General features: G+C 40.1%; 19 protein-coding genes, 3 tRNA genes and 1 pseudogene. 8 read left to right on the forward strand and 15 right to left on the reverse strand.

Annotated features, from left to right (window positions below):
- Positions 1-5: 5 nt before the first annotated feature.
- Entirely contained in the window at positions 6-863 is an 858-nt protein-coding gene (gene tesB, locus ALFOR1_RS15535) for an acyl-CoA thioesterase II (protein ID WP_058549199.1), read from the reverse strand.
- Between the two features lie 77 nt (positions 864-940).
- On the opposite strand from tesB, the gene ALFOR1_RS15540 reads away from it, so the two are divergent.
- Together ALFOR1_RS15540 and ALFOR1_RS15545 are read left to right on the forward strand one after the other, a co-directional pair.
- Entirely contained in the window at positions 941-1,399 is a 459-nt protein-coding gene (locus ALFOR1_RS15540; RefSeq protein ID WP_104643488.1) for an EVE domain-containing protein, read from the forward strand.
- Positions 1,400-1,488: 89 nt separating this feature from the next.
- Positions 1,489-2,520, forward strand: coding sequence for a cytosolic protein (locus tag ALFOR1_RS15545; RefSeq protein ID WP_104643489.1), 1,032 nt, complete (start codon positions 1,489-1,491; stop codon positions 2,518-2,520).
- Between the two features lie 2 nt (positions 2,521-2,522).
- On the opposite strand, the gene ALFOR1_RS15550 is transcribed toward ALFOR1_RS15545, so the two are convergent.
- Both ALFOR1_RS15550 and ALFOR1_RS15555 read right to left on the reverse strand, forming a co-directional pair.
- Positions 2,523-2,729, reverse strand: coding sequence for a PLDc N-terminal domain-containing protein (locus ALFOR1_RS15550; RefSeq protein WP_058549196.1), 207 nt, complete (start codon positions 2,727-2,729; stop codon positions 2,523-2,525).
- Positions 2,729-3,796: a potassium channel family protein gene (locus ALFOR1_RS15555; RefSeq protein WP_104643490.1), complete on the reverse strand. Its 1,068-nt coding sequence runs from the start codon at positions 3,794-3,796 to the stop codon at positions 2,729-2,731. Before ALFOR1_RS15555 ends, ALFOR1_RS15550 begins: the two co-directional genes overlap by 1 nt.
- A gap of 227 nt (positions 3,797-4,023) precedes the next feature.
- On the opposite strand from ALFOR1_RS15555, the gene ALFOR1_RS15560 reads away from it, so the two are divergent.
- Positions 4,024-5,334 (forward strand): short-chain fatty acid transporter, encoded by a 1,311-nt coding sequence (locus ALFOR1_RS15560; RefSeq protein ID WP_104643491.1) that lies wholly within the window; start codon positions 4,024-4,026, stop codon positions 5,332-5,334.
- Between the two features lie 43 nt (positions 5,335-5,377).
- Here ALFOR1_RS15560 and ALFOR1_RS15565 read toward each other — a convergent pair whose 3' ends face one another.
- A complete protein-coding gene (locus ALFOR1_RS15565) occupies positions 5,378-6,394 on the reverse strand; it encodes a metalloprotease (protein ID WP_104643492.1) in 1,017 nt (338 codons plus the stop codon).
- Between the two features lie 449 nt (positions 6,395-6,843).
- On the opposite strand from ALFOR1_RS15565, the gene ALFOR1_RS15570 reads away from it, so the two are divergent.
- A complete protein-coding gene (locus ALFOR1_RS15570) occupies positions 6,844-8,049 on the forward strand; it encodes an EAL domain-containing response regulator (protein WP_058549192.1) in 1,206 nt (401 codons plus the stop codon).
- Positions 8,050-8,075: 26 nt separating this feature from the next.
- On the opposite strand, the gene ALFOR1_RS15575 is transcribed toward ALFOR1_RS15570, so the two are convergent.
- Complete coding sequence (locus tag ALFOR1_RS15575; RefSeq protein WP_058549191.1) at positions 8,076-9,152, reverse strand: hemolysin family protein; 1,077 nt, start codon at positions 9,150-9,152, stop codon at positions 8,076-8,078.
- Between the two features lie 82 nt (positions 9,153-9,234).
- Here ALFOR1_RS15575 and ALFOR1_RS15580 point away from each other — a divergent pair, with 82 nt between their 5' ends.
- Both ALFOR1_RS15580 and ALFOR1_RS15585 read left to right on the forward strand, forming a co-directional pair.
- Positions 9,235-11,730: an alpha/beta hydrolase family protein gene (locus ALFOR1_RS15580; protein WP_104643493.1), complete on the forward strand. Its 2,496-nt coding sequence runs from the start codon at positions 9,235-9,237 to the stop codon at positions 11,728-11,730.
- Positions 11,731-11,910: 180 nt separating this feature from the next.
- On the forward strand, positions 11,911-12,615 hold the full coding sequence (locus tag ALFOR1_RS15585; RefSeq protein WP_058549189.1) for a response regulator transcription factor: 705 nt from the start codon (positions 11,911-11,913) through the stop codon (positions 12,613-12,615).
- A 55-nt stretch (positions 12,616-12,670) separates the two neighbouring features.
- On the opposite strand, the gene ALFOR1_RS15590 is transcribed toward ALFOR1_RS15585, so the two are convergent.
- From ALFOR1_RS15590 to nudE, 7 genes are all read right to left on the reverse strand, one after another.
- On the reverse strand, positions 12,671-14,179 hold the full coding sequence (locus tag ALFOR1_RS15590) for a YifB family Mg chelatase-like AAA ATPase (protein WP_104643494.1): 1,509 nt from the start codon (positions 14,177-14,179) through the stop codon (positions 12,671-12,673).
- Between the two features lie 34 nt (positions 14,180-14,213).
- The gene (locus tag ALFOR1_RS15595; protein WP_104643495.1) at positions 14,214-14,828 is read right to left on the reverse strand and encodes a trimeric intracellular cation channel family protein; all 615 of its coding nucleotides are present in this window, start codon (positions 14,826-14,828) and stop codon (positions 14,214-14,216) included.
- Positions 14,829-15,033: 205 nt separating this feature from the next.
- A tRNA-Met gene (locus ALFOR1_RS15600) sits at positions 15,034-15,110 on the reverse strand.
- Between the two features lie 68 nt (positions 15,111-15,178).
- Positions 15,179-15,255, reverse strand: a tRNA-Met gene (locus ALFOR1_RS15605).
- A gap of 83 nt (positions 15,256-15,338) precedes the next feature.
- Positions 15,339-15,415, reverse strand: a tRNA-Met gene (locus tag ALFOR1_RS15610).
- A 136-nt stretch (positions 15,416-15,551) separates the two neighbouring features.
- Positions 15,552-16,355 carry a 3'(2'),5'-bisphosphate nucleotidase CysQ gene (gene cysQ, locus ALFOR1_RS15615; protein ID WP_058549186.1) on the reverse strand — a complete coding sequence of 268 codons (804 nt, stop codon included), beginning with the start codon at positions 16,353-16,355 and terminating at the stop codon, positions 15,552-15,554.
- Positions 16,348-16,920 carry an ADP compounds hydrolase NudE gene (gene nudE, locus ALFOR1_RS15620; RefSeq protein ID WP_058549551.1) on the reverse strand — a complete coding sequence of 191 codons (573 nt, stop codon included), beginning with the start codon at positions 16,918-16,920 and terminating at the stop codon, positions 16,348-16,350. The genes cysQ and nudE overlap by 8 nt, the downstream gene beginning before the upstream one ends.
- Before the next feature lie 62 nt (positions 16,921-16,982).
- Here nudE and yrfG point away from each other — a divergent pair, with 62 nt between their 5' ends.
- Positions 16,983-17,630, forward strand: a complete 648-nt coding sequence (yrfG, locus tag ALFOR1_RS15625; protein WP_104643496.1) for a GMP/IMP nucleotidase — start codon at positions 16,983-16,985, stop codon at positions 17,628-17,630.
- A 20-nt stretch (positions 17,631-17,650) separates the two neighbouring features.
- Here the strand turns inward: yrfG and ALFOR1_RS15630 are convergent, their stop codons facing one another.
- From ALFOR1_RS15630 to ALFOR1_RS15640, 3 genes are all read right to left on the reverse strand, one after another.
- Entirely contained in the window at positions 17,651-18,274 is a 624-nt protein-coding gene (locus tag ALFOR1_RS15630) for a dUTP diphosphatase (RefSeq protein WP_104643497.1), read from the reverse strand.
- An 83-nt stretch (positions 18,275-18,357) separates the two neighbouring features.
- Complete coding sequence (locus ALFOR1_RS15635) at positions 18,358-18,726, reverse strand: YacL family protein (RefSeq protein ID WP_058549183.1); 369 nt, start codon at positions 18,724-18,726, stop codon at positions 18,358-18,360.
- A 380-nt stretch (positions 18,727-19,106) separates the two neighbouring features.
- A complete protein-coding gene (locus tag ALFOR1_RS15640) occupies positions 19,107-19,331 on the reverse strand; it encodes a hypothetical protein (protein ID WP_058549182.1) in 225 nt (74 codons plus the stop codon).
- 312 nt (positions 19,332-19,643) lie between these two features.
- On the opposite strand from ALFOR1_RS15640, the pseudogene ALFOR1_RS15645 reads away from it, so the two are divergent.
- Positions 19,644-20,369, forward strand: a pseudogene (locus ALFOR1_RS15645) (UvrD-helicase domain-containing protein); the annotation flags it as partial.
- Positions 20,370-20,606 lie beyond the last annotated feature (237 nt).

Below are 20,606 nucleotides of genomic sequence, written 5' to 3' on the forward strand. Positions count from 1 at the left end.
AAGGGTTAGCGCTGGCGCATAACCCCTTCTTGTATTGTTGAAGCGACTAAATTGCCCTGGCGATCAAAAAACTGCCCTCTAACTAATCCTCGGCCTGAGCTAGCGCTTGGGCTGTCGATTGTATATAAAATCCAATCATCTAATCTAAACGAGCGGTGAAACCACATAGCATGGTCAATTGTCGCCACTTGCATATTTGGCTGCATAAACGATACACCGTGCGGCTGAAGCGCAGTTGGCAAAAACTCAAAATCTGAAGCATAAGCAAGTAAGTAATTATGAATGCGCTGATCGTCTGGCATTTCACCATTAGCTTTAAACCAAATGTGCTTTACCGGCTCTATTGCTTCAGGCTTAAATGGGTTATGAAAAGTCACCGGGCGCATTTCAATTGGCATTTCGCGAATAAACTTATTACGAATTACCTCTGGAATATGTGCAGCATTTTCTTGGTAAAACTCAAGTGATGAACGCAGCTCTTCTGGTGGCGGCACATTTGGCATAGTTGCCTGATGCGATAAACCCTCTTCTTCACCTTGAAAAGACGCAGTCATGTAAAAAATAGGCTTACCGTACTGAATAGCTTTTACACGGCGCGTACTAAAGCTTTTTCCATCACGTATGGTTTCTACATCGTAGACAATGGGTTTAGCTGCATCGCCTGGGCGTAAAAAGTAAGAATGTAATGAGTGAACTATTCGCCCTTCAGGTAATGTTTCTTTTGCAGCAGAAAGCGCCTGCCCCATAACCTGACCGCCAAATACAGCACCAAAACCTAAATCTTGGCTTTGTCCGCGATATAAACCTTGCTCAATTTCTTCAAGCGTTAACAACGACAATAAATCATCTAATACTTGGCTCATTATTTCTTCCTCAATCCCCTGATAAGTTAATGATACTATAGACTACAACTATGTAAATCTTTGTTAGGAATGACGCTATGTCTTATTGGTTGTTTAAAACAGAACCCGATGCATTTTCAATTGATGATTTAAAAAACGCACCAAACCAAACGACACTTTGGGAAGGTGTACGTAATTATCAAGCGCGTAATTTTATACGTGATGATATAAAGCTGGGCGACCAAGTAATGATTTACCATTCAAGCTGCAAACTTGTAGGGGTTGTAGGTATAGCCACAGTGACATGTGAGGCCTATCCAGATCCAACACAGTTTGATTTAAGTAGCGATTATTACGATGCAAAGGCCACTAATGATAAACCGCGCTGGTTTGTTGTTGAAGTAACATATAAAAACCATTTAAATAAACGAGCTAGCTTAAAAGATATAAAAGCTAACAATGCTATAACCGAGCTTGCGCTTAAAAAAGCTGGTCGCCTTTCAGTTATGCCAGTTACCAAAAACGATTGGAACGAAATAATTGCCATGAGCAATTAAAAACACTTACCTAGCTTACAACCTGGCTATGTTTGACCTCTTTTAGCCGGGTTTGATACGATCCCCGCCAAGATATAATTGGGGGATTAATGAAATTACTGTATTGGTTAGATGAATGGTTAACACTTTGTCGTGATGAACAACAAACTAAGCTGCCTATAAACGGCGGTGACTTACTCGGTGATGTGTACGTAAAATATGACTTTGTTGATATAAATAAGCCCCTGCTTTTTACATTCTCCCCCGCAGGTACCAACGTACAAGAGCAAGATCTGACCGATAACTTTGCCCCTTGGGGTTTTCATTTAGCACAAAAACAAAACGTTAATGTAATTTCATTTCAGCACTTAGGTACAAGTAATTGGTTTAGAAGCCGTAATTTTATTTTCTTTTTAGAACAACTATCAACCTTACTTAGCCCATTTAAGTGCCGTTTAGGCTATGGCTTAAGCCGTGGTGGTTTTGCTGTGGGCGCATTTGCAAAATTATTAAAACTCGATCACGTGCTATTCTTTCACCCTGTCAGTACCAAAAATACCGAAATAGTCCCTTGGGATAACCGTTCAAGCACTGCGCTTGCACAACAGTTTGATTGGCAAAGTGAGTATAACGACCTCGATTTAGGCCACGCTAAAGGGTATATAATTTATGACCCTACCAATAAAATAGACCGCTTACATGCTAAGCGTTACCCGCAGCTGACTCATTTGCGTGTATTTGGTATGGGGCACGGCACTCATGCTACTTATTTGAGTAAATTTGGTTTTTATAAACAAGTTGCTGTCGATTTTATTCGCCACCAGCAAATTGATATTGCGCAGTTTCGCCTGCAAACCAAAACACTGCGTTTAAAAGAAGAGTATTATCAGAGCCTAAATAAGACTAATGCAAGCTCTCCTCATCGCTTAGCATTGTTAAGTACCGCTCATAAAATTTTAGCCGATGAAAAAGAAGTGCACGTGCAGGAGCATCAGGCCAAAATTGATATTCAACCATTAATTGATGTGGCGCTTAAGCATCAAGATGATCACCCCAACGATGCAATTCAGCTATTGGAGATCGCACAGCAAATTGTGCCTGACGACCCACTAATAGAGCATAAACTTAAGCAATTAGAATAATATTATGACGATTTTTTCTTCTTTCTTTTTTTGCGACCATGCTTTGGCACAATAGCAAAGTACATTACAAGCCCAAGCCACGAAAATATAATAACGCCTATTAGCCAGCCGTTTTTTTCGTGGCCTTGGGTGCGCTTACTATTTACTACTATAACGACAGGTAAAATATAAGCGCTTAAAATAATAATTAAAAATACAACTTCATTCATTATTTTGCCAAGCTCTGCCAATCCACTTCGCTAGTTAAAACGCGCTCCAGCGCGATATAGTGTAATATATCGCCTTCACTTACTTTGTAATCAAGTGGTGGGTTTAAATCCATATTCTGTGCACTTAAGTTATGCGCTACGCCTAATAAAATTGCATCGTAGTCATGCTTAAAATGATGAAATAAAGTGCCAAATTCCATATCACTACAACCCTCGGGGATCGCTAAGCTAAATTGAGTATCGCCATGCAAAGTAGAAAGCAGTTCTTCTTGTACCCGGCTTGAGCCAGGATCTTGCATTGAACGCACTAATATCTCTGCCGATTTAGCACTGCTGCACTCTACATTTTGACAATGTTCAAGCAGCATATCTACTTTGGTTTCATCTAAAAAGTGAGCACTTATATGGCACTCTTTTTTGACTAAACGACTAATACGCAGCGCCGTTGTAAATGTTTGGTCGTCGTCTTGGCCATCAATAATTACTTTATCAGCGCGGTTTATTGCAACACGCTCTAACTCTTCTAAATCAGTAAAGCTAGTAAGACGGGCAAAGTCGACGTTTTCGTTGGTTAAAAATGGGTGATCCATTTGCTCAGTAACCGCCAATAAAATACGGCGGTCAGTGCGCTTGGTATCGGCAAGAATATAATCAATCATCTTTTTTGTACGAGTATCGTGCCAACCAAAAATAATGATGTGGTTGTTACTGTGAGCAAAGTTTTTATCACCAGTCATAGCGCGCCTAATTAAGTAAGTTACTGTTTGCCCTGTTTTTCCTAACAGAACGCCAAATAAAGCTAAACCAAACGGAATTTGTATTAATGCTACAACCCAGCGGCCGAGCTCGCTAGTTGGGCTAAAATCACCATAACCCACCGTTGAGGTTGTAACTGTGTAGTAGTAAAAAAAGGTAGTAAACGATGTAAGCGCTTGCTCATTAGCTACATACAATAGCCCCCACGTTATTAACATGTGAGTTAATATTGCAAGTGCTACTGCCTGCCAACTCAACTGATCAATATGAGCACGAACAAGTAGCGCTAGCCTCTTAAATATTACCGGCATAATACAAAATCTTTGTTAGTAAATTATCTATAAACAGTACGTTACTGTAAGCCATGCTTTTAAGCAATGTTTAAGCTTTTAAGTAAGAGCTGTTGGCCTTCTAGGATTAAAATTCGCTCAACTTTTATAGGTAAACCACCCCGACCAATATAAGACTAAATGCGGGTTTGCTAATCAGCTAAGAGCATGATTAATTATATTAAGAATAAAAAACACACAGACACACTATGCTAAATAAAATTGCCACATCATTTACTAAATTAGTAGAGCGCTACTTACCCGATCCCTTTATATTTGTAATATTGCTAAGCATTATTACCTTACTAGGCGCTAGCCTATTTACCCCCTCAACCAGTATTGAAGTTATTAACGCATGGGGGAGTGGTTTTTGGAACCTACTGAGCTTTGCCATGCAAATGCTGTTAGTGCTTATTACCGGCTATATACTCGCAAGTACACCGCCTATAAATAAACTATTAGAAAAACTAGCTACGCTTGCCAGTACGGCGCCAAAAGCCATTATTTTAGTCACACTTATCTCGCTCTTAGCAAGCTGGTTAAATTGGGGGTTTGGCTTAGTGGTTGGCGCTTTATTTGCTAAAGCCATTGCTAAAAAAACAAAAGTTGATTACAGGTTGTTAGTAGCCAGTGCCTACTCGGGCTTTGTAGTATGGCATGGCGGTTTAGCAGGCTCTATCCCGCTCACCATTGCTACCGAGGGGCACTTTTCACAAAGTAGCATTGGTATAATTAGTACTGAACAAACACTGTTTGCTGGTTTTAACATAGCAATATTAATTGGCTTATTTATTATTATGCCGCTGGTTAACCGCTACATGCTACCCAGTGATAAAAACAGCGTATATGTAGACCCAGCGCTAATAAAAGAATCCCCCGCTCATAATGAAAACATAACCCGCCCGGCTCAACATTTAGAACACAGTAAACTGCTTGGCATAGCAATTGGCTTGCTCGGCCTGTGTTATTTGGCGTATTACTTTATATTTGTAGGCGGTAGCTTAAATCTTAATAGCGTTATTGCGGTGTTCTTGTTTTTAGCCATTACATTACACCAAACACCGCATAACTTACTTAATAGCTTACAACAAGCAATTCCTAGCGGCGCAGGCATTGTTATTCAATTTCCGTTTTATGCAGGGATTATGGCCGTTATGGTCGATAGCGGTTTAGCGCAGCAAATATCGCGTGGTTTTATTGCCGTAGCAGATGCCGATAGCTTGCCATTTTTTAGCTTTATAAGTGCAGGACTCGTTAATATGTTTGTACCTTCTGGCGGCGGCCAATGGGCAGTACAAGCACCTATTGTTATACCCGCAGCGCAAGAGCTGGGCGCCGATATATCACGCGTTGCTATGGCTGTTGCGTGGGGCGATGCGTGGACCAATTTAATTCAACCCTTTTGGGCATTACCCGTATTGGCAATAGCAGGCTTAAAAGCAAAAGATATCATGGGTTTTTGTGTGGTGCAGCTATTTGTAACGGGGGTATTTATATCGCTAGTATTGAGCTTTTATTAATGAAGCTTTGCGCGCAGTTAAAAGTTAACTGCGCGCACAATCATTAGCTCGATAAAATCGTCATAGGTAAACTAAGTATTGGATTTTCAGAGTCTGCAAAATGCATCATCACTGCCACATGGCCTGCAACTACAATAGCGTACATAGCGGCTGAAAAGCCTTGGCCGTATTTATCAAGCGGCAATAAATGCGAGTAATGTCGGCCTCGCCATTCAAATACAATTTCCAGTGCGCCTACAAACAAAAAGAATACCAGTAACATTAAACCAAATGTATAACTAAGCCATAAGCCAAATAACACACCGAGTAAACACACACTTAAACCAACCCAAGAGCGCATAGAAAAGCTGATACTTTTTAATACATGTCCGCCATCAAGGGGTAAAATGGGTAGTAGGTTAAATAAGTTAAGTAGTGCGCTTAATACCGCAACACCTGCAAATATGTCCATCTCCGTGGCGTAATACAAAACAACGCCCAGTACAGAGGTGAATAAGCCAAATGCAGGACCCATTAGTGATATAACCACATCTTGCCAGCGAGTTGTTATTTTATCGTCGCTTACAGCAAGCCCGCCTACAAAGGGAATAAGGTAAATACCTTTGGTTTTTATGCCAAAGTATTTCATGGCTCTTACGTGCCCATATTCATGTACTACTAAACACGCAATAAGCATCAGCGCAAATTCGATGCTAAATAGCCACGCATAGCCAGCAACTGATGCCCCCGCTAGCGCCACCTTAATTACTTTTGCACTTTTAAATAACTTAAAGCCTAGTGCCGCCAGTCCTAAAAAGCCTGTTTTAGGTGTGTTATTTACCGGTGCAGGTAATGCAAGTTGAGTAGCAAATACATCATCAACAAATAACGACATTGATTGATTATTTACCTCTGTACTGTCGATCCCTATAAGCTTGTTATCTAAATTAAATTGATAATAATTCCCTCGAGGGTTGTCAAAAGAGATTGCTTGTTGATTATGAAATATTTGTACTATTTGTTGCCCCGAAAACATTATTGTAAAAGGCTGTTCGGCTAGCATTAAGTCTATTTTTATCATCTTTATGGCCGTTTAAAACAATACCGCTAGTATACCTGTTCAACTTAAAAACACGAGAGGGCTAGGTTATAGGTTATTTAATTACTCTAGGGCGTGTTGAACTTTGCGGATTGAAATTTGTTCAATCTAGGGGCGATTAAATCGCGGCGCGAGGTTTGTAACCTAGTGGGCTAAGTAAAAACCGAGTAACAAAGAGTTTATCGCCCCTAGGCAGAACCCGAAGGGCAGCGCATGTTTGGCATTTATGCTGCGTTATCGCCTATTTATGGGGAGTAACCACACTTCATAGGCTCCGCCTTGCCTAAAAACCAAACACACTGCTGCAAATTCAACCATCAAAGATCAACACGCCCTAAATAAAAATAAGATTATAAATACTGACAAATGCAGCTCTCAGTACTACTTTTATAGTAACCAAATTTTTAGATTCACTATTGGAAAGGATAACAATGAAAAAAATAGTGCCGAATATTTTAGTAGTTGATGATTCAATGGCTATTTTAATTGTTATGGAAGCCATTCTCAAAGAATTAGGGCTATCTGAAACTATCACTACTTGCCTAAGTGCTAAAGACGCTTTAGCAAAAGTACAGGCTGAACCAAGCTATTATGACGCCATTTTTACTGATCTAAATATGCCTGAGATGGACGGCATGGAATTAATACGCCACTTAGGAGAGTTAAATTACCAAGGCGGAATTATTATTGTTTCAGAGATGGATCATAAAGTAATTAGCTTAGCTGCAAACCTTGCTAAACAGCACAACGCCCACCTAATCGGTAATATTCCTAAACCGGTGCAACTAAGCCAAGTAGGTAATTTGCTGCATAAAATTGCACACCTTAATAGCCACACTTTAACTAAAGAACCTGCTATCACAAAAATTGAGCTAATTAAAGCATTAGAAAACGATGAAATCACACCTTACTATCAACCCAAGGTAAACGCTGAAACCAATATTATAGAAAGTATTGAAGTACTAGCCCGTATTGTTTCAAAAGAAGATGGCAGTGTAATAATGCCTAACCGATTCATTAGCCTTGCTGAGGAGCAGGATTTAATAAATCAAATTACATTCTCATTATTTGAAAAAGCCACCAGCGACTTTGAAAATATAAAAAATCAGCTTGGACACAGCTTAAAGCTAGCATTTAACTTATCTCCAACTCAGCTTGACGACTTAAATTGCCCTAATAAGTTGCTTCTTATTTTGCAGTTAAACCAGCTCACACCTAGCAATGTCATTATTGAAATAACAGAGCAACATGCCCTATCAAGCCTTGCCCAATTAGAAACATTAAACAGATTGCGTATGCATGGCTTTGGTATTTCACTTGATGATTTTGGTGTAGGTTTTACCAATATGAATCAGTTAAGAAGCTTACCATTTACAGAAATAAAAATAGACCGCTCACTTATTAGTAATATAGAAACTGACCTTTTTTCTCAGGTAGTCGTTAGCTCTTTAATTAATATAACAAGCGGTGAGCATTTAGATTTAGTTGCCGAAGGTGTTGAGCGCCCTGAAGAGCTAGCCTATTTGAAGCACTACCGCAGAAACTTAGCTATTCAAGGCTTTTTATTTAGCCGCCCCAAACCTAAAGAAGAGTTTGTATCGTGGGCTAAAGAATGGACTGAAACGCCCCACTCATAACATTAAAGTTAAACACGCTCGAGCAGTTAATTATCGCCTCGGGTGTGTTTATCTTCATCACTGACTATATGGCCGCTGTTTGCCAAGCGTTGTCGCCAACGCTGCTTTGCAACCATACGCATATTAGTAGATTGGTCTCGCTCATCAACAATTTCGAGCCCCATTAATGCTTCTATCATATCCTCTAGCGTAACAATGCCTTGTACATCACCATACTCATCCACAATCAAGCAAATATGTGTGCGCTGTGTAAGTAATGTTTGCAATAAAGACGATACATTATGCCCCTCTGGCACGGTGTGAATTGGCTTAATTAATTTACTTATTTTACAGTCAGTACCTAAACGATGATGCGCAAGCATAATATCGTTTTTATGCACAAAGCCTACAATGTCATCGGCGTCTTTATCAAATACCAATACACGAGAAAAAGATGATGAGCCATGCTCATTTAAATACTGATTTACGGTTAAATCTTTATGGATTTTAAAAAGTACGGTTCGCGGCGTCATTAAATCACACAATTTAGCATGCCTAAAGTGCAGCAAATTACGAATAATTTCAGATTCATCTTCATGAAGCGCCCCCGACTCTGTACCAATATCTGCCATGGCTTCTATTTCTTGGCGAATGTAATAAGCTTCATCGTGCTTAGAGCCCATTAAATTAGTTAATTTTTGGGCACACCATACAAAAGGTTTTAGTAAAATAACTAAAAAGCGCAAAGAGTAAGTAACGCTGGGTGTTAATGCTCGCCAATAATTAGCGCCCAATGTTTTAGGTATAATTTCAGAAAGCACTAACACAAGTAGAGTCATTATGGCTGAGGCAATACCGACTGCGGCATCGGAGAAAACAACTGCCGCTTGTGCCCCCACACCAGCAGCACCAGCAGTATGCGCTACTGTATTAAGCGTTAAAATTGCAGCTAATGGCTGATCTATATTGTTTTTAAGTTTTTCAAGCTGCTTAGCAAGCGCAGGCTGATTTTTACGAAGTAAAGCAACATAGCTTGGCGAAATACTCAGCAGTACAGCTTCCATAACCGAGCACAAAAATGAAATAACTATGGCAACCACCATATAAATAATCAGTAAGGTCACTTTTTCTCCGATGCGTTGAACGTATGAGCATGGTAACAATACATGCTATATTTGGCCAAATTACCAAATAATAGGCACAAACATGAAATTTAGCTCACCTTGGTACAAACAAAATAAATTATTAAAACAAGCTGCTAGCATAATTACGTTGGGTAGTTTGAGCTTTACGGTAAATGCTGCTGCGCTCGATAAATCAAAAATACAATTTATAGGCCCACTTGCCGAAGATATGCAATTAAAGCCTTTTCAAACGCCACACGGCAACGCTATAGTTAATAATTTACTGCCACAATTGCAAGCTAATTCAGCTAGTTTGTCGGTATTTGGTAAAAAGCAGAGTTGGCAGCCATTTAATAAAATAAATGCACTCACTTTAGGTGGCTTACAAGCGCTTAAATTTAATATTGAAACCACCCGCTTTAGCCAAGGTACGCTTACCTTAAAAGGGTTAGAGCAAGGCCAACTATTTATTAATGGTGAACTACAAAAAGGCGATAAAAGCAGCTATAAACTTGCGCTCACCAACGGCTCTCATACTGCTATTTTAGTAGCGCAACAAGTCGCTAATTGGAACGAAGTTAGTCTCGACTTTGTACCAAAAACTGACATTGACAAAATTACGCTTAGTACATCACAGCAAAAGCGCTTATCAGCCAAACAGTTATTCGATGCACCTACTATCAGCAGCCTAACTATTGCGCCCAATGCTAAGCAATATATTACAGTAACACGCACTTACAGTGATAAAACCGCAAATCAAGCAACTACAATTACCGAACTTAAAAACGACAATAACGAAACACTTTATCGATTTGAATCGGGCCAACCCAGTAACATTATTTGGAGCCCAGATAACCAATATTTAGTGTACTTATTAAATGGTGAGCTTAAGCAATTAAACCGTAACAACTTCTCTATAAAAACCCTTGCTGAAGATTTAGAAGGAGCTAGCAATTTTACCTTTTATAACACTAACAGCATTGTTTTTAGCTGGTCTAAATCTGCCGACGAAAACCACAGCTTAACTAAGCATTATAAAGGTCTGCAAGATCGTTGGTCGTACGCACGCACAAAAAGCCATGTTTATATGCTCGATACTAAAAGCAGCTTAATTAAAGCACTAAGCCAAGGGCCTATTTCGTATAGCCTTGAAGATATAAACAGCAACCGCGGCAAAGTTTTAATGAGTCATTCTGTTATGGCCATGCAAGCATCAACACACCCAGAAACAGAGCTTGTGGAGCTTGATATAAAATCAAACAAGTTAAGTTCTCTCGGTAAGTTTAAAACATTTAACCAAGCTAAATATGCAAATAAAGATGTATATGTAGTCGCTGGCCCAGATTTTAAAAATGGCGCTGGCCGTGCTTTACCTAAAAATATGCTTGCCAATAATTACGATGGCCAACTTTATTTACTTACCGATAATGGTAAAAATGTAAAAGCACTCAGCAAACAATTTAATTCTGCCATTGGCCAGCTACATGTACTTGATAACGGCGATGCACTAATAAAAGTCACCGAGCAAGACACTCAGCCTCTTTATTTATTTGATTTAAGCAAACAACGTTTTAAAAAGCTAAATACAGGGCTAGATATAGTTGAGCAATTTAGTTACTCACACGATAGAAATACAGAAGTACTTTTAAGCGGCACAACAGCTTCATCACCACAGCAACTTAAACGTTTAAATATAAGCAAAAACAAATCGGAACTAGTCTGGGATTCAAAGCCGCTTGCATATACAAACACACAAATACCAAGCCTTGAAGAGTTTAACTTTACCAATAAAGATGGCGTAGAAATAACTGGCCGTGTTTATATACCTAGTAATTTAGATAAATCAAAAAAACACCCTGCACTCGTTTATTATTACGGCGGCACATCACCTGTTACTCGTGGTTTTACAGGGCGCTACCCATTTAACTTGTGGGCTGCAAATGGTTACGTTGTGTATGTAGTACAACCTACGGGCGCAACTGGCTTTGGACAAAAGTTTTCAGCCCAACATGTAAATGCATGGGGTGACTATACAGCTAACGATATTATTGAAGGCACGCATGCATTTTTAAATAAATACCCATATGTAGATAGCAATAAAGTTGGTAATTTAGGCGCGTCTTACGGTGGCTTTATGACTATGCTGCTGGCAACTAAAACTGATATATTTAGCGCATCAATTGCTCATGCGGGTATTTCAAACTTAACCTCATATTGGGGCGAAGGTTGGTGGGGATACTTATACTCAGGCGAAGCCTCTAAAAATAGCTTCCCGTGGAATAATACTAAGTTATATAGCGACCACAGCCCAGTATTTCATGCAGATAAAGTAACCACCCCTATGTTACTCCTTCACGGCGACAGCGACACTAACGTACCGGTTGGCGAAAGCTTAACAATGTACACCGCCTTAAAACTTTTAAACAAAGATGTAGAGCTTATTGAGTACAAAGGCGCCAACCATCAAATTTTTGCTCGCGATAAGCGATTTGATTGGTGGAATACTATGCTAGCCTATTTTGATAAAAAGCTAAAAGACGAACCCCAATGGTGGGATTCAATGTATTCAAAAGACTAATTTATAAGTTATTTTAAATATTTAGCACCTTTTAATTAGTTTAAAGGTGCTAATTTAATCCTTACGTAACACCCTACATGCCTTTGACATATTAAGTTACCTAAAACTTACAAACCCCCTTCTCAGCATTTAGTTAATGGTGCTACCATACAGAGCTATAAACACTCAAAATAAAGTACTATGGCTATTAATGTTTTATTGGTTGAAGATGACGAGCTACTCGTTAAACGCATCCAAAATCACTTCGCAGAAACTGAGTTTACAATTGAGGTTGATCCCACTGGTGCCGATGCACTTAGCATTGTTAGGCAACGAGTAAACCTGCGCAGCGCTTTTTCGTTAGCCATAATTGATATTGTTTTACCAAAGCGCGATGGCCTTCAACTTGCTAAAGAGCTGAATACACTCACTGATATAGGCGTTATTGTACTATCAAGTAGAGACTCGCAGGCTGATCGTATTGCTGGTCTTGCCCAAGGTGCCGATGACTACATATGCAAACCCGTCGATTTATTAGAGCTTGAGCTACGTATGCGCGCTTTATATAAACGTGTTGCAGTAACGCAAGAAGACGATGAAAGCGAAGAGTTTATAGAATACGCCGACTTTAAATTACATCCAGATAACCGCACCCTTATTACTGCCGCAGGTGTGGAGTCACGATTAACCGAAGCCGAACACAAAGTGCTTATTTGTTTAATTAGTAATGCAGGTAAAGCCACCTCGCGTGAAAAAATATCTGAAGAAATTGGCCAGCCCGACTGGAGTCCAAACGATCGTACCGTTGATGTTTTAATTGGCCGTTTACGCAAAAAGCTTAACGATGAAAAAGATCAAAAGCGCATTGTTACTGTACGCGGTAAAGGCTACATGCTCTCGCTATAAAGCATTCAATATATAACCTGATTTTGGAATAAATTTATCTTAAACGTAGCTCAGGTTATTTAGCTAACTGCGCTAGAAGTCGTTCAAAAGCGCGATAATTTAATGCTTCTTTTAGCTCATCTAAACTAATGTTTTCAGCCCCTTTTAAATCACTAATAGTACGCGCCACTTTTATTACTCTATGATAAGAACGTGGCGATAACGACAGCTTCTCACTCGCTCTGGCTAAAAATTGCAGCTCTGGGGAGGCAAGCTCACAATGCACATTCATTTCTTTATTATTAAGCCGCGCATTTACTTTGCCTTGTCGCTTTAACTGAATGTAATAAGCCGCCTCAACTCTTGCTCTAACTTGTGCACTGCTTTCTTCTGGTTTGGTGCTTTGCAACTCTATACTTGTTAAGCGCGGCAGCTCAATTTGTAAATCTATACGGTCAATAAAAGGGCCTGATACTCGGGATAAATAACGCATTACCTGATCGGGCGTAGCACGTTTATCTGTATGGCTACCTGTAGGGCTAGGGTTTAATGCGGTAATGAGCTGAAACTGCGCCGGAAACTCCATTTGCCTAGCTGCTCGTGAAATAGTAACCGTACCGGTTTCCATTGGTTCTCGCAGTGAATCCAGAACCTTTCTTTCAAACTCAGGTAACTCATCTAGAAACAAAACGCCGTTATGTGCCAACGAAATTTCACCCGGCTTAGGATTTGAAGATCCCCCCACTAAAGCAACGGCCGAGCACGTATGATGTGGATTACGAAAAGGCCTTTGCCGCCAATTAGTTAAGTCTATGGATTGACCAATAATCGAATAAAGTGCCGCCGTTGATATTGCTTCATCGTCCGACATGGTTGGCATAATTGTAGCCATTCTCTGAGCAAGCATCGACTTACCCGTTCCAGGTGGGCCTAAAAAAAGTAAATTATGCCCGCCAGCAGCTGCAATTTCTAATACCCGCTTAGCGCCGGGCTGACCTTTAACATCACTTAAATCGAGTAAAAAGTCGGGAGCTTGTGTGCAATCGGGATATTCTATATTTAGTGGTAAAGGCTGCTGATTAAGTAAATCTCCCCATACTTCTTGTAAAGAGCTAACAGCTTTGCGTTTAACACCATTAACCAAACTAGCTAAGCTGTCGTTTGCAAAAGGTAAAAAACAGCAGCGGTCTTGCTCTTTTGCAGCAAGTACCGAGGGCAAAATAGCGTTAACCCCACGCACTTCACCATTAAGGGCAAGCTCGCCATAAAATTCATATTTATGAATATCAGGACAAACAATCTGGCCAGAGGCCACTAAAATACCTACTGCAATAGCTAAATCAAATCGGCCGCCATCTTTAGGTAAATCAGCAGGGGCTAAATTTACGGTTATTCGTTGATCGGGGAAACCAAACTGAGAGTTTTCAAGTGCACTGCGTACTCTATCTTTCGACTCTTTAACAGATGCTTCAGGGAGCCCAACAATATGAAAAGCCGGTAAGCCATTTCCTAGGTGAACTTCTACAATAACTTCAGGAGCATTAATGCCTACTTGGGCACGAGAATAGATGCGAGCTAACGACATTCCTTATCCTAGTAAATGGTGTGATTACACCAGTTTAGTCAGGATAATTAAAAACGTGTACTGTGATTTGCCATTTAATCGCGGCAATACGTAGCGATAAAGTGGTTAGCATCGCTAACACCATGGCCAATTCAGTTGCTAATCCAAAATAAATCCCAAGTGTATAAACAATACCGCCCGCTATACAGGTAATAGCGTATAGCTCACCTTTTAACAGCATAGGAATTTCGCGCGCCAGTACATCACGGATCATACCGCCAAAACAGCCCGTAATAACCCCCATAATAATAGCGGTCATATGTGGCATGCCGGCTAGTAATGCTTTTTGAGTGCCCATTACAGCAAAAAAAGCCAAACCAAATGCATCTGCAATTTGTAAAGTATAATGCGGAATCGACTTTTGCTTATTAATAAGTCGAGTAGTGATCAAGACTGCGGCTAAAATGGCATAAAAGTAACTTTGGTCATGAAGCCAAAACACGGGAACATCCAAAATAACATCACGAACTGTCCCACCACCAATCGCTGTGACAGTTGCCAATACCACAACACCAAAGCCATCCATTTTCTTTTCGTGCGCAACTAAAGTGCCCGTAATAGCAAACACTGCAATGCCTATTAAATCAAACCAATGGTAAAGTTCAGTCATGTGTAACAGCCTAAAAATATTTGTGCCGTTTTAACACAAACAATACGAAGTTTTAAGTAATAACTATTTTTTAGAGTATTTTATAACATTTATAAGTTATTGCTTAGGAAGGTATCAATTTATGTTGGCGGTTTATTCAAGGGCAGGAGTTAATTTCAGGCATAAAAAAACACGCTTTAAGCGTGTCGTTTCATTTTTATTTCAGTGGTTGCGGGAGCCGGATTTGAACCGACGACCTTCGGGTTATGAGCCCGACGAGCTACCAGGCTGCTCCATCCCGCGCCTGAAATATGTATACTTATTTAGCGTTGCTTACATTACAACGTGGCTGCCAACTTTCTACAGGAAATTGGTTGCGGGAGCCGGATTTGAACCGACGACCTTCGGGTTATGAGCCCGACGAGCTACCAGGCTGCTCCATCCCGCGCCTGTATATTTTAAGTCTATCGACTACTTAGTTTCATCTCTTAAGTTAGAGCTTTACAGTAACCTCAATCCTATACAGAAAATTGGTTGCGGGAGCCGGATTTGAACCGACGACCTTCGGGTTATGAGCCCGACGAGCTACCAGGCTGCTCCATCCCGCGCCTGTAATTTCTTTTAAGCAGTATCGTGTTAATCACGAGCCAGCTTTGAAGAGAGCGCTACTATATAGGAATAAACTTATAATGCAAGGCTTTAACTACTTAAAACCGTTCAACTGAACAAAAAGCAATCAAAGCGCTATTCTGCGCTCAATCTTTGGTGTGGACTTATCATTTTTTGAAACTCCCAATCGGGGTGTCCCATAACAATAAAATCTGGATTTTCTGTGCTCTCGCGCTGGTTATAAGTAAGTGGATTAAACTCCGCGTCGGTAATACAACCGCCCGCCTCTTCTACAATAACCTGCGATGCACCGGTATCCCACTCACCAGTTGGACCAATTCTTAAAAAGCAATCGGCTTTACCCTCTGCAACAATGCACGCCTTTAATGAACACGAGCCAACGGCGATAGTGGCAAACTGAGTATTTAAGTACTGACTTACTGCCTCAATTTTTTGCCTACGACTAACTGCAAGCGTTAAGTTGTCAGGCGTTGCCACCGACATTTTAGTGTCGTTGCCATTTTCACGCTTAAATGCCCCATTGCTTGCTGAAGCAAAATAAGTAATACCTTTTGCTGGCCAATGAATCACACCTAAAACAGGATGATTATTTTCAATAAGCGCAATATTTACGGCAAAGTCACCACTTTCTAAAATAAATTCACCAGTACCATCCATAGGATCTAGTAACCAATAACGCTGCCAATGCTGTCTGTCTGCTAATGCAGGAATAGGTGTTTCTTCCGACATAATAGGAATATCAGGCGCTAGGGCTTTTAAACCAGCAACCAGTACATCGTTAGCAGCAAGATCTGCCTTGGTTACTGGTGTGTTATCAGACTTTTCTTGTTTGCCAATATCGTCTTTTTTATAAATAGACATAATGGCATCACCAGCACATTGGGCTAATTCAATACATGGCTCTAATAATTTATTCATTGGCAGCTCCAGACGCTAAATACTTATTTAATAATAGCAAAGCTGCAACACTGCGTGCTTCGGTAAAATCTTCTTGCTCTAATAATGACTGCCAATCTGTTAATGGCCACTTAACAACCACCAGTGGCTCTGGTTCATCACCAGGCAATGTTTGCGGGTATAGCTGCTTAGCAAACAAAATATGCATAGTGGCGTTAAAATAACTTGGCGCCATAGACACCACTTTAAGCGGCTCAAAAAACTCAGCGCCAAAGCCAACTTCTTCTTTAAGCTCTCTGTTCGCTGCTTGCTGGGGTGTTTCGCCCGGATCTATCAACCCTTTAGGAAACCCTAACTGATAGTCGTTTGTACCAGCGCAATACTCACGCACCAGTAGCATTTCGTTATCGGCAGTAATAGGCACAATCATCACTGCCCCTCGGCCACCGCCGCGAATACGCTCGTACTGGCGCTCTTCGTTATTAGAAAATTTAAGCTCTAGAGATTCAACAGTGAATAGGCGGCTTTTAGCGACGACATCATTGCTGATAATTTGGGGTGGAGTTGGGTGCTTTTTCTGTGTCATTGGCGTTATTTTGCTATCATGGCAGTTGTGCTTAATCATAAACTTTTCACAAGGAAAAGCCCATGCTAAATTGGTCAAAAATCGATACCGTTTTACTCGATATGGACGGAACATTACTCGATTTACATTTCGATAGTCATTTTTGGCTTAATGTTGTTCCTGAGCAGCTTGCGCTTACTCGTAATATAACCCTTGATGAAGCAAAAGCCGATATGCACAAACGCTATCAGGCGGTAAGCGGCCAAATACAATGGTATTGCTTAGACTACTGGGAAGAGCAACTTAATTTGCCTATTATGGAGTTAAAGCGCCAAACACAGCATCTAATACAAGTGCGTGAAGATGTGCCTCATTTTTTAACAGAGCTAAAAAAAGCAGGTAAAGAGTTAATACTATTAACTAACGCCCACCCAGAAAACGTCATGCTTAAATTTGAGCATACCGCCATAGATAATTATTTAGATGGTGTGGTATCGACTCACCAATACGGAGTGAGTAAAGAGCAGCAAAGTTTGTGGCATCAAGTACAAAAAGACTTAGGGTTTAATAAACACCGTACCCTGTTTGTAGATGACAGCGTGCCGGTGTTAAATGCCGCAAGAGAATACGGCATTGAGCATTTACTTGCGGTTGCTAACCCAGATAGCCAGCAACCACATAATGAAATAGCCGATTACTTAAACGTTACCGACTACCGCACTATTATATAATTAACCTGAACTTTGGATAATTAGCTTTTTGGGTAACGCGCTTCTAGACCTTGGTATACTAACTTTGCAAAATCAGCATGTTCGGTATCAAGGCTTTTAACTACTTCAACTAAATGTTCGTTATCTTCTTGGCCGTTCCACACTTTAATATAGCTACCATCTTTATAACCATGATCTTGGCGGAAGAAGTTTAAGGTATTTTTACCTACGTAGCCACGGTATAAATCGTCTATATTCATACCGATTTGCACCATACAGCCTGCAAATGCAGCGGCGTTAAAGGTTTTATCAGCAACTGCTGATGCTGCTAACATTTCAAGTGTTTGTTTAAAGTCATCAGCTTGCTCAGGCGCATTAAGTTGCTGCTCTAATTGCTTAGCTAACTCTTCATAACTTGTAGTGCCGTCTATTCTTAGCGACAAACCAAAGTGAAAAATATCAACCAATTCTAAAATTACTTGCTCTGTATCGGGCGTTTGTTTTTTCCACCACTTCCAGCCGTAATGATCTAACATTTCTGCACATTCGACCCAAATGGCTCTGTACCATTCAAATCCTTGGCTAAACCATTGATCATGAACCTTAGTATTCATGGCATTTTGCATTTCTAGCATGACTACTAGCTTGTTTAAATTGGCAGACATATTCATTCCTGACGTTTTTGATTAGTGTAATAGTACAGATAAAAAAAGCGTAATGCATCTGCACTATTTTAATAAATTTGGTTTTACTTTGATCCGCTAAATTCAGCCCACGACTCAATTAAATCAATAAAATCCTCAAAGCCACAGCCGCTGCTTAAGCCGTTTTCTTCAAGCATTAAATCATCATCTTGGTAGGCTACCAGATCTTCGCTGTCTTGATGCAGGGCATGCGCTTCGAATAAGGCTTCGTCTTTAGAGAGTATTAAATCGATCTCCTGGCCTTTTAGGGTAACTGGCTCGTAGCTTGTTTTTACCGAAGTAATAAGCGCTTGCACCATGGCTACTTTGTCTTTGCCAATCTCTTCATTTAACCAACGGCCAATTATTGCGTGCTCGCTGCTTATTTTAATGCGTAAGCCACTAATAGGGTCACGTATAAATTGATATTCCATAACTGTTACTTTTTAAACGCTAATAACGCGATTATACCCGTAAATTAGCTTAAACGCCGACTCTAAAAAGCAAAATAGCGCCATTCGGGCGTGTTGAACTTTGCAGATTGAAATTTGTTCAATCTAGGGGCGATTAAATCGCGGCGTAAGGTTTGTAACCTAGTGGGCTAAGTAAAAACCGAGCAACAAAGAGTTTATCGTCCCTAAAAAGAACCCAAAGGGCAGCGCATGTTTGGCATTTATGCTGCGTTATCGCCTATTTATGGGGAATAACCACACTGCATAGGCTCTGCCTTGCCTAAAAACCAAACATACTGCTGCAAATTCAACCATCAAAGAGCAACACGCCCTAAGCGCTATTTTTATAAAACGTTAAATACCTAACTTCGTGAGCGGTAGCGTGCTGCGTCTATAATCGACCATAAGTAAATAATGGGCACAAGTACAAAGCCTACTAATACATATATAAGCGCATAACTAATTATAATCGCTAGCGCAAAAAATATAGCGGATAAAATACGCCCTTGAACTAGTTGCCCTAAACCAGGAAAAAAGATATTACACAACGCTGCAATTACATTACCGCCAGAACCTTGATCAGCCATACTCACCTCTGTAGTTAATTAATTTTAAATTTTAGTTATTTACTTACTATCACACTTTATGCCAATTTATTAAAGCTTAAAAATCAAATAGTTAAATTAATACTAAATAAATACTTTAGTATTTTTTACTAAATATAGGTCAATTTGATTATTTTTATTCTTAAATTTAGTTATTTATACATGCTAAAAACTAGCCAGCTAATTGGTTTTAGACACTATTTTTAGAATAGCTGTTCATAAAAACAGTATTTTATTTAGCCTAACAAAAACACCTGTTATACTGCTCTCATTATTGATTGAAAAGGCGTAACGATGGACGTTTCTGAATTACTCGATGGCTTAAATGACAAACAACGCGATGCCGTTGCAGCCCCACTACAAAACATGCTGGTATTAGCAGGTGCTGGGTCTGGTAAAACACGAGTGCTGGTTCATCGTATTGCGTGGTTAATGCAGGTTGAGCAAGCCTCTGCTTATAGTATTTTTGCGGTTACTTTTACCAATAAAGCCGCTAAAGAAATGCGCTCTCGAGTAGAAGAAACCTTAAAAGCACCTGTCGGTGGCATGTGGATTGGTACTTTCCATGGCTTATCACACCGTATTTTGCGCGCTCATCACCGAGAAGCAAACCTGCCAGAAGCCTTTCAAATATTAGACTCTGACGATCAGCTAAGAATGATCAAGCGCTTATTAAAATCAATGAATATTGATGATAAAAAATGGCCAGCTAAACAATTTGGCTGGTACATAAGCGCTAAAAAAGACGAAGCTCTTCGCCCTAAAGATATTCAAGCTTACGATATAAATGAGCAAATGATGCTGCGTGTATATGCCGCGTATCAAGAAGCGTGTGACCGCGCTGGTTTAGTCGATTTTGCTGAAATACTGCTACGTAGCTATGAGGTGCTTAAAAATAACCCTACACTGCTTCGCCATTACCAACAGCGCTTTGCACACATGCTGGTAGACGAGTTTCAAGATACCAATACCATTCAGTACGCATGGTTAAAGCTACTCGCAGGCGATACACAAAGCATTGGTATGACTCCCACTGTCAAGTTAAACGCACTGATCCCTGCCTAACTTTTTTAAGCCATAATTACTTTAGCTCGAATTAGAGCGAGTTAATACATAAGATGAAGCAAGTAATTTCGTCGGTTATCTTGCTGATATTCGTTGGTTATTACTATTTCTAGCAACAGAGCAGACCTTACTTATTCCGTCGTGGCACCTGTCTTCAGTCTATGTTCGTGGTTCAATGCAGCGTTAGCTGCA

The organism is Pseudoalteromonas carrageenovora IAM 12662, assembly GCF_900239935.1.
GTDB classification, from domain to species: Bacteria; Pseudomonadota; Gammaproteobacteria; order Enterobacterales; family Alteromonadaceae; genus Pseudoalteromonas; species Pseudoalteromonas carrageenovora.

What these genes read in the sequence shown, in the direction of transcription:
- ALFOR1_RS15590 (WP_104643494.1), bottom strand. Translation starts at nt 14,179, where the DNA reads ATGTCGTTAGCTCGCATCTATTCTCGTGCCCAAGTAGGCATTAATGCT.
- ALFOR1_RS15585 (WP_058549189.1), top strand. Translation starts at nt 11,911, where the DNA reads ATGGCTATTAATGTTTTATTGGTTGAAGATGACGAGCTACTCGTTAAA.
- ALFOR1_RS15540 (WP_104643488.1), top strand. Translation starts at nt 941, where the DNA reads ATGTCTTATTGGTTGTTTAAAACAGAACCCGATGCATTTTCAATTGAT.
- ALFOR1_RS15570 (WP_058549192.1), top strand. Translation starts at nt 6,844, where the DNA reads ATGAAAAAAATAGTGCCGAATATTTTAGTAGTTGATGATTCAATGGCT.
- ALFOR1_RS15550 (WP_058549196.1), bottom strand. Translation starts at nt 2,729, where the DNA reads ATGAATGAAGTTGTATTTTTAATTATTATTTTAAGCGCTTATATTTTA.
- ALFOR1_RS15640 (WP_058549182.1), bottom strand. Translation starts at nt 19,331, where the DNA reads ATGGCTGATCAAGGTTCTGGCGGTAATGTAATTGCAGCGTTGTGTAAT.
- cysQ (WP_058549186.1), bottom strand. Translation starts at nt 16,355, where the DNA reads ATGAATAAATTATTAGAGCCATGTATTGAATTAGCCCAATGTGCTGGT.
- ALFOR1_RS15580 (WP_104643493.1), top strand. Translation starts at nt 9,235, where the DNA reads ATGAAATTTAGCTCACCTTGGTACAAACAAAATAAATTATTAAAACAA.
- ALFOR1_RS15560 (WP_104643491.1), top strand. Translation starts at nt 4,024, where the DNA reads ATGCTAAATAAAATTGCCACATCATTTACTAAATTAGTAGAGCGCTAC.
- ALFOR1_RS15565 (WP_104643492.1), bottom strand. Translation starts at nt 6,394, where the DNA reads ATGATAAAAATAGACTTAATGCTAGCCGAACAGCCTTTTACAATAATG.
- ALFOR1_RS15595 (WP_104643495.1), bottom strand. Translation starts at nt 14,828, where the DNA reads ATGACTGAACTTTACCATTGGTTTGATTTAATAGGCATTGCAGTGTTT.
- ALFOR1_RS15630 (WP_104643497.1), bottom strand. Translation starts at nt 18,274, where the DNA reads ATGTCTGCCAATTTAAACAAGCTAGTAGTCATGCTAGAAATGCAAAAT.
- ALFOR1_RS15635 (WP_058549183.1), bottom strand. Translation starts at nt 18,726, where the DNA reads ATGGAATATCAATTTATACGTGACCCTATTAGTGGCTTACGCATTAAA.
- ALFOR1_RS15555 (WP_104643490.1), bottom strand. Translation starts at nt 3,796, where the DNA reads ATGCCGGTAATATTTAAGAGGCTAGCGCTACTTGTTCGTGCTCATATT.
- yrfG (WP_104643496.1), top strand. Translation starts at nt 16,983, where the DNA reads ATGCTAAATTGGTCAAAAATCGATACCGTTTTACTCGATATGGACGGA.
- ALFOR1_RS15545 (WP_104643489.1), top strand. Translation starts at nt 1,489, where the DNA reads ATGAAATTACTGTATTGGTTAGATGAATGGTTAACACTTTGTCGTGAT.
- nudE (WP_058549551.1), bottom strand. Translation starts at nt 16,920, where the DNA reads ATGACACAGAAAAAGCACCCAACTCCACCCCAAATTATCAGCAATGAT.
- tesB (WP_058549199.1), bottom strand. Translation starts at nt 863, where the DNA reads ATGAGCCAAGTATTAGATGATTTATTGTCGTTGTTAACGCTTGAAGAA.